The organism is Kitasatospora sp. NPDC087861 (assembly GCF_044742585.1).
Classification (GTDB): Bacteria; Actinomycetota; Actinomycetes; order Streptomycetales; family Streptomycetaceae; genus Kitasatospora.
The window spans coordinates 22,663-33,206 of sequence record NZ_JBIUUS010000060.1; the positions used below are offsets into that span (position 1 = coordinate 22,663).

General features: G+C 69.5%; 9 protein-coding genes and 2 pseudogenes. 6 read left to right on the forward strand and 5 right to left on the reverse strand.

Translation table 11 applies throughout. The features are described from left to right. From ACIOJE_RS39210 to ACIOJE_RS39225, 4 genes and pseudogenes are all read right to left on the reverse strand, one after another. Positions 1–741 (reverse strand): annotated as a pseudogene (locus tag ACIOJE_RS39210) (VCBS repeat-containing protein); the annotation flags it as partial. 53 nt (positions 742–794) lie between these two features. Beyond that, positions 795–1,724, reverse strand: coding sequence for a hypothetical protein (locus ACIOJE_RS39215; protein WP_400783163.1), 930 nt, complete (start codon positions 1,722–1,724; stop codon positions 795–797). A 136-nt stretch (positions 1,725–1,860) separates the two neighbouring features. Next, positions 1,861–2,187: a hypothetical protein gene (locus tag ACIOJE_RS39220; RefSeq protein ID WP_400783166.1), complete on the reverse strand. Its 327-nt coding sequence runs from the start codon at positions 2,185–2,187 to the stop codon at positions 1,861–1,863. A gap of 7 nt (positions 2,188–2,194) precedes the next feature. Then, positions 2,195–2,341, reverse strand: a complete 147-nt coding sequence (locus ACIOJE_RS39225) for a hypothetical protein (protein WP_400783169.1) — start codon at positions 2,339–2,341, stop codon at positions 2,195–2,197. Positions 2,342–2,724: 383 nt separating this feature from the next. Between ACIOJE_RS39225 and ACIOJE_RS39230 the strand changes: the two genes are divergently transcribed. From ACIOJE_RS39230 to ACIOJE_RS39240, 3 genes are all read left to right on the forward strand, one after another. Next, positions 2,725–3,696: a LuxR C-terminal-related transcriptional regulator gene (locus ACIOJE_RS39230; protein WP_400783172.1), complete on the forward strand. Its 972-nt coding sequence runs from the start codon at positions 2,725–2,727 to the stop codon at positions 3,694–3,696. Positions 3,697–3,831: 135 nt separating this feature from the next. Beyond that, positions 3,832–4,062: a hypothetical protein gene (locus ACIOJE_RS39235; RefSeq protein WP_280685146.1), complete on the forward strand. Its 231-nt coding sequence runs from the start codon at positions 3,832–3,834 to the stop codon at positions 4,060–4,062. Between the two features lie 417 nt (positions 4,063–4,479). Beyond that, the gene (locus tag ACIOJE_RS39240; RefSeq protein ID WP_280685147.1) at positions 4,480–5,172 is read left to right on the forward strand and encodes a hypothetical protein; all 693 of its coding nucleotides are present in this window, start codon (positions 4,480–4,482) and stop codon (positions 5,170–5,172) included. A 561-nt stretch (positions 5,173–5,733) separates the two neighbouring features. Here ACIOJE_RS39240 and ACIOJE_RS39245 read toward each other — a convergent pair. After that, positions 5,734–6,414: pseudogene (locus tag ACIOJE_RS39245) on the reverse strand (alpha/beta fold hydrolase). 194 nt (positions 6,415–6,608) lie between these two features. Between ACIOJE_RS39245 and ACIOJE_RS39250 the strand changes: the two are divergent. The 3 genes from ACIOJE_RS39250 (at position 6,609) to ACIOJE_RS39260 (ending at position 9,657) form a co-directional block, all read left to right on the forward strand. Then, on the forward strand, positions 6,609–7,151 hold the full coding sequence (locus tag ACIOJE_RS39250) for a CGNR zinc finger domain-containing protein (RefSeq protein ID WP_400783176.1): 543 nt from the start codon (positions 6,609–6,611) through the stop codon (positions 7,149–7,151). A gap of 450 nt (positions 7,152–7,601) precedes the next feature. Further along, positions 7,602–8,753, forward strand: a complete 1,152-nt coding sequence (locus ACIOJE_RS39255) for an IS701 family transposase (RefSeq protein ID WP_400783178.1) — start codon at positions 7,602–7,604, stop codon at positions 8,751–8,753. A gap of 379 nt (positions 8,754–9,132) precedes the next feature. Then, positions 9,133–9,657 carry a hypothetical protein gene (locus ACIOJE_RS39260; RefSeq protein ID WP_400783181.1) on the forward strand — a complete coding sequence of 175 codons (525 nt, stop codon included), beginning with the start codon at positions 9,133–9,135 and terminating at the stop codon, positions 9,655–9,657. Positions 9,658–10,544 lie beyond the last annotated feature (887 nt).

Here is a 10,544-nt window from a genome sequence, read left to right on the forward strand (position 1 = left end):
GAACGTGGCGGTGCTCGGGTCGTAGGCGCCGACCTTGCTGGTGCCGGTGCCGTTCCAGTCGCCGGCCAGCGGCTTCCACTCCGGGTTGCCGAACTTCGCCGAACCCAGCGTCGCGCCCGCCTGGTTGCCCTCGTAGAAGGTGCCAGTGCCCGGGTCGTACGCGCCGATCGAGCTCGGCTTCTTGTCGTCGACGATGTTCTTGTAACGCAGGCCGGTGTAGAAGCTGGTGGGCCAGCCTTCCAGGCTGCTGCTGTTGATGTTGGCCGAGGTCGGGCCGCGGGTGGGGTTGTGGGCGTTGCTCTCGGCGTAGTAGGTGAAGTCTCCGTTGGCCTTGTTGGTCCAGTTGGCGAACAGGAAGGTGTGCTCGGCGGTGTAGTCGAGGGCGTCGCCCGGCTTGAGCTGCGAGAAGTCGCTGAACGAGGTGGAGACGCTGGGCAGGCTCTGAGTGGTCAGGCTGCTCGTCAGGTGCCAGGCCATGGAGACGTAGCCGGAGCAGTCCTCGCGGTAGGTGCCGTTGGCGTCGGTCTTGCAGCCCCCCTTGTTGTAGGGGACACCCTCGTCGACCCAGCTCTGGGCCCGGGCCAGCACCTCGCTGCGGGTGATGGTGCCGCCCGCGGTCGAGGCCGCCTGCGCCGGTGCGGTTGCGGTTGCGGTTGCGGTTGCGGTGAACATGGTGGCACCGATACCGGCGGCGACGAGGGTTGCGAGCGAGCGAGCGGCAACGCGGGATATGCGAGACATGGGTGTGCTTCCTCTTGGCGTCGGACTGGGGTGAAGTCGAGTGGTGAGCGGCACTAGGGGCGCTGCTCGGCCGCCGCCGGCGTGGTGCTCAGGTGGGCGGTGAGGTTGGTCAGGGTGGTCCGGTCGTCGGCCGCCGTCAGGGCGCCGGCTCCGGGGGTTCCTGCGGGGATCGCGAACTGCAGGGCTGTCACGGTGTTGTTGTGGTGGACGAGGTAGATGTGGCCGGTCTGGGGGCCGGGCGCGGACATCCCAGCGACGGCGGTCCACTGCCGCACGTAGGCGGTGCCCTCGGCGGTCGTATCCGTCGTGCTTACCTGGGCGTCCTGCGGCAGCTTCGCGGCGCTCTGCAGGGCACGGGACTTCTCCTGGCAGGTGTTCATCGCGCTGAGGAGGTCGGCATAGGCCTGCTGGGAGCTCGCGGCGTCGGCGAAGGCGAAGGTGTCCTGAATGGCCGGCGTCTTGAAGCTGCTGACGTAGCCCTGCTGCTGCCAGGTCGCGGCGCCCTTGACGGCCACGCACTCGTTGAGACGGACGTCGTGGGTGGCGGCCTGGGTGTGCGGCTGGGCGATCGGCTTCCAAGCGGCGGCCGCGTTGTCGGGCAGTTGCGCGGGAGGCAGGGGGGCGGATGCGGTCCGGGCGTCGCTGGATTCGGCCACCGGTGCACCGGGTGCCTGCTGGGGAGCGGCCGTGTTCGACGTGTCACCTGTCGGCCGGGGCGGCATCGTCGGCGTGCCGGTGGCTGCCGGCTGGGCGGAGGTGCTCTCCGATGCCGGGGCGGCCTGTCCGGACGGCGCGGTCGTCGGCGCCGTAGCCAGGGCGGACGGGGTGAAGGACGGAGACGAGGCCGCCGGAGCCGGCGTGGCGACGGGCACCACGGCCGAGGCCTGGGCGCCGGTGTCGAGGCCGGCCCAGGCAAGACCGCCGGCGGTGACGGCGCACAGCGCGACGGCGGCACGGACAAGGGTCGACTTCTTGGTGGCCACGGCCGGGCTCTCCTAAAGCAGAAAGATGATGATGGATCGTCGGATGGCCACTGCGAGGCGGTCCGGACGGCGCGCGAACGCGCAGGTGTGGGCCGGCAGGCCACGGGTAACGTGCGAACCTCGTCGGTCTAGCGGGTTACGCGGTGGGGCGTGCGGCGGGTTCCGTGCTCTCCGCGAGCGGCTCCGGGGGCAGGTAGAGCCGGTGGAGCCGGGGTGAGGTCCGATGGCTTCGGGCGATCAGGGCGCGGGCGCGGGACAGGGCGCCGGTCGTATCAGGGGCGTCCTGGCTCAGGAGGTAGAACAGGACGTCGATCCGGCCGGGCTCGGGGCGCGCACTGACGTGCTGGAGTCCGTCGCTGGGCAGGGCGCTGACCCACAGGGCGTCCACGGCCGCGGCGACATCGCTCTCGTTCGCGGCTTCGCCGGGCCGCCTGAATTCCAGGCTGGCGTAGATGATCTCCATCCGAGGCTCATCCGCCCCAGCCGAGGCTCTCGGCGACCGCGGCTGGGGCGGGCGCCGCCGTGGTCGCGGCCATGGCAGCGGAGGGCGCGAGGATGATCGCGGTGAGGCAGACGGTGGCGACCGCGGCGGCCTTGGCGATACGGGTGTGGATCACGACGGGAGTCCTTGGCTGATAGTGGGATGGTTGGTCCTGCACCGTTCGAGCGCCCCGCGGTTGACGCTCAGTTCGGCTGCCGCCTCGGGGCGTTTCCCTGGCGGCGATGAACAGCTTCGCCACTCGTCAACGCCATCGGAAGATCTTGAGGCTGTCGCCTACCGGCCAGTCCGAATCCCGACATCAAGTCATGATCATGACATATCGATCGCACCAAGAGTGCGCCCGAGCACTTCCGCGAAGTGATGCGGGACTCAATCCCTGCACAAAGGACTCAAGGCGACACAAGCGGTATGAATGGATCTTGAATCAGGCGGCCGTGTGTTGTTTGGATGCAAACGTGACGCGTTGACGCGTGACAGGGCCAATGACCTGGGGGTTCGATGTTGGAAGTACTGGGCCTGACTGCCGGTGCCGCGGCGGTCTATCAGGCGATGCTCGACCATCCCGGCTACAGCCTGGAGGAGATCGCCACCCACTGTGCCCTGCCCCCCGTCCAGGTGCACGACCACCTCGACGAGCTGAGCCGGCTCACACTCATACGAGCCTCCGCCGAGCGACCCGGCCAGATGCGCGCCGTGAGCCCCGAAATCGGCCTCGCCGACATCCTCGCCGGTCAGGACGCCGAACTCGCCGCCCGCCAGGCCCAGCTCGCCGCCTCACGAGCCGCCGTCACCCGCATGGTCGCCGAACGCGCCGAGCATCGCACAGCTCACGGCGAACGCCTCCTCGGCATGGATGCCATACACAGCCGCCTCGAACAGATGGGCCGCTCCGCCACCACCGAGGTCCTCAGCAGCCAGCCCGGCAACCAGCGCCCCGAAGACCTCACCGCCAGCCGCCCCGCCGACGCCGAGGCCCTCGGCCGCGGCATCACCATGCGCACCCTCTACCAGGACTCCGCCCGCAACCAGCCCCACGTCACCACCTACGCCCACTGGCTACTCAGCCAGGGCAGTGAAATCCGCACCGCCCCGGCGATCCCCCAGCGCATGGTGATCGTCGACCGCACCCAGGGCCTTGTGCCCATCGACCCCGCCGACAACCGCAAGGGCGCCCTACACGTCACCGAACCCGGCATCCTCGCCGCCCTTCTCGACTTCTTCGAGCAAGCGTGGAACACGGCCGTTCCCCTCGGAGCCACCCGCCCCGAGGACCCCCGGACCAACCTCACCGCAACCGAACGCGAACTCCTGCGCCTGCTCAGCTCCGGCATCACCGACGACGTGGCAGGCCAGCGCCTCGGCATCTCCTCACGCACCGTCGGCCGCCACATGGCCTCGATCATGGAACGTCTGGGTGCCGCCAGCCGCTTCGAAGCCGGGATCAAAGCCGCCCACAGAGGCTGGCTCTGATTCACCGGGGCGACAAGGCAGGCCGCCCCGGTGCCCCAGCGGGCGCGTCCCGGGGCCATACCCGATACAGCGGGCAGACCTACGTAGCCGTGAGAGGACGACGGACAGGCCCGCCGGCCCTCATCCGATCCGGCGGTGCCGACCCCGCTTCGCTGCGTCTGGCCGGGCAGCCGGTTGAGTGTGGTCGGCGAGGCGTTCCTTCGCTACTTCAAGATTGCGCTGATGGTCCACGCGCTGACCGACCGCGCTGCCGACGAGGCCACGCGGTGGCAGCGGATCGAAGGGGACTGCTCGGCGGGGACGAGCAACGAACTGCGGGACTTCGTCCGGCGGTCCTGCGGCCGCCCGGACTGGGACTTCGCCTGAAGCCGGCTCGCCGAGAACGGCGCCACGCAGCAGGGCGGTCTCCGGCCACGGACGTGAGCGCGGGCCCGACGGCTTGCCGGACCCGCTGCGGCGTGTCGTCAGGCGGTGGGCCGGGCGGCGAGACCACCGGGGCCAAGGCGCCGCCGACCTCCCTGCGGAGGGACCGGACCGGGCCCCGCGTCGAGTGCGGCCTGCTGGCGGCCGGCCCCGCTCCGCGGTTGTACTCGCGGCACGGCACCGATCTCAGCCACGCGTTCTCCCCCGGAGCTACTCCCCGGGGAGTAGCGGAACCGCCTCCATCGGTACGACGCCGCCCCACGGCAGTTCCGGGTTTGCTGGGCAGAGCCGCGACGGCAGGTGGTGCGACCTCCGTCGACGCGGCCGCTCCTGTGTGGTCGGACTCGGAATGAGGGGGACATGGACAGCAGAAATCTACGCCGGGGGTGGCGACTCGGCGGACCGATCTTCGTGGTCGGCTTCATCGCCAGCCTGGTCTTCGGGGCGGTGCTGGCCAGGGGCTCCGTTTTCCTGCCCACCGCCACAGCGGGCCAGTTGAGGGGCTACTACGACCACAGCGGTACGGCGGTTGCGGTGTCCTCGCTTCTCCAGCTGGTCGCCGCCGCAGGACTGCTCCGGTTCGGCCTCGGGGTATCCGCCGCAGTGGGTGCCGATCGCCGGGCGAGGTTTGCGATGTGGCTCGCCGCCGGGGCCTTCGCGGTTTCGAGCGTGCTGGCGCTGGCCCTGGCGGCGGTCGCGGCCCGTGCGGGTGACGGCACCCTTCTCGTCCTGGCCCGGCTCACGCTCGCGGTGGGCGGCCCGATCCACCTGACCGGGCTCGCCGGGCTGCTGTGGTACGTCTCGCGACGCGCGCTCGCCCAAGGGCGCGGGCCACGGTGGCTGGTCCTCTTCGGTGTCGCCGTCGGCCCCCTGCTGCTGCTCTCCCTGGTCTCGATACCGGTGCCGGCGGTGACCCGCGCGGAGCCGCTGTGGCGGTTGCTCGCCGCGGTGTGGATCACCGGTGTCAGTGCGGTCGGGCTCGATCGGACCGCTCCCGGTGCCGCCGGCGCTGTATCGCCTCGCACCGGGACGGACTCGTCGGCCACTGGTTGAGGTCTTGTCGGTGCGTCAGGCGCCGGGGACGGCCGGCGGTGCCCTGACGGGTCCAGCAACGGCCGCCGGGGCGGCGGGTCCGCTGTCGACTGCCGTGCACCCAGGGGCTCTCCTCTTCGGGGACGTCGCCGCAGTCGACGCAGGCGAGGGTCCGCATCAGCTCGCGGTGGGCCTGGCGGGCCTTCTTGACCCGGGCGGCCTGGCGCCCGGGTCAGTGCGGCGGCTGGGAGCGCTGCGAATACAAGGCGGCCGCCGTACTGACGGTCCGACAGGTCAGGTCAGTTCTCGTGCGCAGCTCGGAGGGAGAGCCGGTCAGGTGCACGGTGCGGTCGTAGAGGGTGGCGCCGGCCACTACAAGAGACGAGGCCACAGCCCAAAAGCTGAAGCCTCGTCACGGTAAGCACCGTTGCAGTACTAGTCGTCAGGTTCGGCAGGATCAGCAGCCCGAGGTCCTTCCGCTCGCGCTTGTCCTCGCAGGCCGGGCACTCCAGCCGGTCCCGGGTCGGCCCGGGCCGTCAGCTCCAGCTTCGAGCCCGCACGCTCGTTCCGTCCCAGGGCATGTCACAGGCCCTTGGTGATGGTGTCCAGGTAGGTGGCCAGGTCGCCGGGGCGGGAGTACATGGGGCCGTGGCCCGTGTCCCATTCGGTGGTCTGGGCGCCGATGCGGCCGGCCATCTCGTGCTGGGTGACCGTGGGCAGCGCGCGGTCCTGGGTGGCGATCAGGTAGTGGGCGGGCACCTCGCGCCACGCCGGCGCGCCCGAGGGGGCCGCGTCGATGCCCAGGCGCGGGAACTTCTGTACGGCCGCGGCGAGCGCGGTGCGTTCGGCGGGGGCGTCGGCGGCCACGACCGTCCCGTAGGCGGGCCGGTCAAGGTACGAGTGCCCGTCTTCGGTGACCTTGAAGTGTTCGCCGATCAGGCTGCCCGGATGGCGGTGCGCGATGTCACTGACGGACTCGCCCTGGTCGGGGGCGAAGGCGGCGATGTAGGACAGAGCCTTGACCTGTTCCTAGCCGACGGCCGCATTGGTGATCACCGCGCCGCCGTAGGACCAGCCGACCAGCAGCACCGGTCCGTCGACGGTGGACAGGGCCCGGCGTACGGCCGCGACGTCGCCCTCCAGTGACTCCAGGGGGAGCTGGACGGCGACCGGCTCGTGGCCCAGTGCGTGCAGTGCGGTGATGGTCTCGCTCCAGGCGGAGCCGTCGGCCCACAGGCCGTGGACGAGAACGATGGCGGTCATGATGCAGACCTCCGGAGAGTGTGAGGGAAGTGGCACGGGAGGCGAATGGGCCTCCCACGCAGGTCGGGTCGTCAGCAACCCCGCCGATCTAACCACTGTTATGGATGTTAGTGGTTACATGCCGCAAGGTCAACCGCTCACGTACTCTTGAACGGTTAGCCCGGAGGAGATCCGGGCAGGAGCAGGAGCCAGAGATGCCCGTCACCGATCCTCGCCCTCTGACCGGAGAACCCGTCTCGTTGGACCTACTGAACACCCGCTGGATTCACGACGGCGTGCACCACGACCTGCTCGCCGGCCCTGAAGGGCTGCGCATCTGGCTGGCCGGCAACGGTCTCGACCGCCGCTTCTCCCCCGACGCCGAAACACGGGAGCATCTGCTGCTCACCCGCGAGGCCCTCGCTACGGCCGTGGAAAGCCCGGGCACCGCGACCGGCACCGAGCGAGTCAACGCCGTACTCGACCACGGCCGAATCCGCGCCACCCTGACCGTCGAGGGCCCCGGCGAAGAGACAGAATTCGAGGATCCGTCCTGGGGCGCCGCCTGGACTGCGGCACGCGACTACCTCGACCTCCTGCGCACCGCCCCCGACAGGATCCGCAAATGCGCGAACGAGGCGTGCATCCTGCACTTCTTCGACACCTCACGCAACGGCACCCGCCGCTGGCACTCGATGGCAACCTGCGGCAACCGCGCGAAAGCCTCACGCCATCACGCGAAGACACGCGAGACCTGAGCGCGCCGGACCAGGCGGCCGGGCTTGCCGCTCACGCCGCCTGATGCCCTAGTGGGTGGACACGGCACGAGGACACCACCGTTCAGCCCACCCGACGCACCGTCATAGCGGGTGTCCCCAGGGCTTCACCGATCTACGACGCCTCTCTTCGGTACGAAGACGACACCACTCTTCAGCGGGCAAAGCCCTGACCAGCACTAACCCGGAACCAACCACCGAAAACAAGTGACGCCCAGACACTGCAACCCAAATGTCGTTCATCACCGACAGCGCGCCTCGGACCCCCGACCACAGGTCCAGACAACCCGGGCCGGTCCGCCGGTGCTCGGGCAGGCCGCCGCTCCTCCCCGCGCTCCGCTGCCACCGCAGCCCGCCGCCTAGTACTGCAACCGCATCTGCGTGACGGATGTGGTGTTGGGCTCGTTGGTGTGTCTGTGTGCTGATGAGCTGATGGTCGAGCAGGTCGAGTCGTGGGCCGAGGGGATAGCCGGGTTCCATGCCCGGTTCGCCCACCGTTTCGGCAGGTCGGAGCCACGGGAACGGGCGCTGGACTACCTGGCCGGGCTACTCGCTCCGTTGGAGCGGAAGAACGGCTGGACGCTGGCCGAGCAGGTCGGGCAGCTCCGTCCGGACGGGGTCCAGCGCCTGCTGAATCTCTCCGAGTGGGATGAGGACGCGGTCCGTGACGACGTGCGCGACTTCGTTGTGGAGACCATCGGTGCCAAGGATGGCATCCTGATCGGCGACGACACCGGCTTCCTGAAGAAAGGCACCCGCTCGGCCGGCGTGCAACGCCAGTACACCGGCACCGCCGGCCGCACCGAGAACTGCCAGATCGGCACCTTCCTGGCCTACGCCTCCTCCAAGGGCCGGGCGTTGATCGACCGGGAGCTGTACCTGCCGGTGTCCTGGACCGACGACCGCGATCGCTGTCGGGCCGCCGGCATCGGGGACGAAGTCCCGTTCGCGACGAAGAACGAGCACCTCAAGTGGATGCTGCAGCGCGCGATCGACGCCGGGATCCCGTTCGCGTGGGTCACCGCGGACGAGGCGTACGGCCAGATCAAGCACCTCAGGTTCTGGCTGGAGGAACGCCGCATCGCCCACGTACTCGCCACCAAGGTCAACGACACCGTGATCACCGTGAAATGGACCGAGGTCCGGGTGGACGAGCTGATCGCCTCACTGCCCCGGCAGGCCTGGAAGCGCATCTCCGGTGGCCAGGGCGCTCATGGCGAGCGGATCTACGACTGGGCCCGCGTCGCGATCCGCCCGGTGTGGGAGAACGGCTTCGGCCACTGGGTCCTCGCCCGCAGGTCGCTCAGGGACCCCACCGAGATCGCCTACTACGTCTGCTACGGCCCCGTCAGCACTCGCCTGAAAGACCTGGCCAAGGTAGCCGCCGCGCGATGGGCCATCGAGGAATCGTTCCAGGTCGCGAAGAACGAGTGCGGCCTGGACCACTACCAGGTCCGCCTCTACCGGGCCTGGTACCGGCACATCACCCTGGCCATGGCCGCCCTGGCCTACCTGACCGCCATCCGGGCCCAGGAAGCCGCAAAAAGGGCACCAGCGACGACGAGCACGAGATCATACCCCTGAGCGTCCCGGAGATCCGCCGGCTCATGGGCCACCTCGTCAAGCCCCGTAACCAGACCAACGAGCACCATCTTCGCTGGTCACGCTTCCGACGACGCAGCCGGGCCCGAGCCCGCCGATCCCACTACAAACGCCGAGGCCACAACCCCCAGATGCGGTTGCAGTACTAGCCGTCTGGGCGGCGTCCTTCGCCGCCCTTCCGCAACTCAGACACGCCACAGGAAGCAGGGGTTCATCATTACGTGCCGCCCGACAGGGAAAGCCCAGCCTGGCTGCCGTCTGATCAGTAGCGTGCGGCACACCAGTTAGGAACGGCATGTCCACCTCACCTCGCGCGGGCTGCCCATGACATGGAGGCGCTCTGATGGTGTCCCTTGGGGGCTTGCTCCCCCCAATCGGCCTGGAGATTCCCTGCTCCGGCTACTCGGTCAACGTACCGCTGAAACTCGACGCGCTCGGTCTGGTCACCCTGGACTTCAGGGGCGGCATCAGGCTCCGGATCGAGGCCAACATCGCCAGCGGACTCGGCGGCGTGAGGATGAGGATCATCGGCGAGGAGTACAACGCCGACCACCCGACGCTCGGCCGCGTGACGCTCTCGCAGGCCGACGTCGACACCACCCCGCTCAGCCTGCTCGAAGTCATCGGCAACATGCCCCCGAAGTTCAAGAACACCCTGTTCCACGACTTCACCCTCACCATCGAGAACCCCCCGGGTGGCGACGGTCCGCTGGTCCTGACCAACACCAAGACCATGACCACCCTGAACAGCAACCTCACCGTCTTCCCGCCGCAGGGCACCGTCTACCAGCTCCAGGAACCCGTGGAGTTCGCCCCGCCCGGCACGCCCGACCAGGTCGTCGCGCAGCTCCTGCAGTTCCCGATCACCATGTCGCACAACCCCTGACCGACCCCCGCACCTTGGTGGCCGGGCACCACACACCGGCGCCCGGCCGCCACCGGCATCGAGCAAGCAACGGTGACACCCCTCCAGGTCAGGTCGAACGCTTCCACGCCGGGCAGAGCTTCTCGTGGAGGAGGCGGACCTCCCACCACGGATCGGACGGCACCGACACCAGCGCAGCCACCAGATCGCGCTTGGTCGGCTTCGGCAGGATCAGCGGCCCGAGGCCCTTCCACTCGCGCTTGTCCTCGCAGCCAGCCGGTCCTCGTCGGCCCGCTCCAGCTCCAGCTTCGAGCCCGCCTCACCGTCGATCAAGCCCCGACACGACCCAGCACGGGCGCAGCTCGGCGTTAGCCGCTCGGGCCGTCAGGAGCTGCTGCTCGGCGCGTTCTTCGGCCTGCTGGCGGAGAGCTTGTCCTGGTGGGCCGCGTGGCAGGGGTAGCAGCGGCCCTTGAGCTTGTAGACCCAGTCCCGGTAGATCTCGTTGACGTACTCCTTCTCCCGCTCGGGGAAAACTCCCCGCGGTCAATGCAGGCCAGGGCCTGCATGCACTCCTGGCGCCGGCGCTCGGCCTCGGCCTCGCGGTCGGCCTGGCGCCGGTGACGACCAGCACAGGCGGGTAGCCCTCGCGGGTGTGCCCGGGCCAGGTGCTGCGCCACCAGTGCACCGTGCCGGAGACGCGCGCACCTCGGCGCGGCTGGACGCCTACGCCCACCTGTGGGAGCAGCCCGGCCCGGACGGACACGGGCGGGCATGGGAGCGGCAAACGGCTGATGTTGAGCCTGAATGGCTAAGCTTGACTCTGTCGGGGATCTTGGTCGCTACGGCGTCAGCTGACGGCTCGCCAGGAACGCAAGCGCTGGATACCTTGCTGGTCGAGGTGCTCCTGG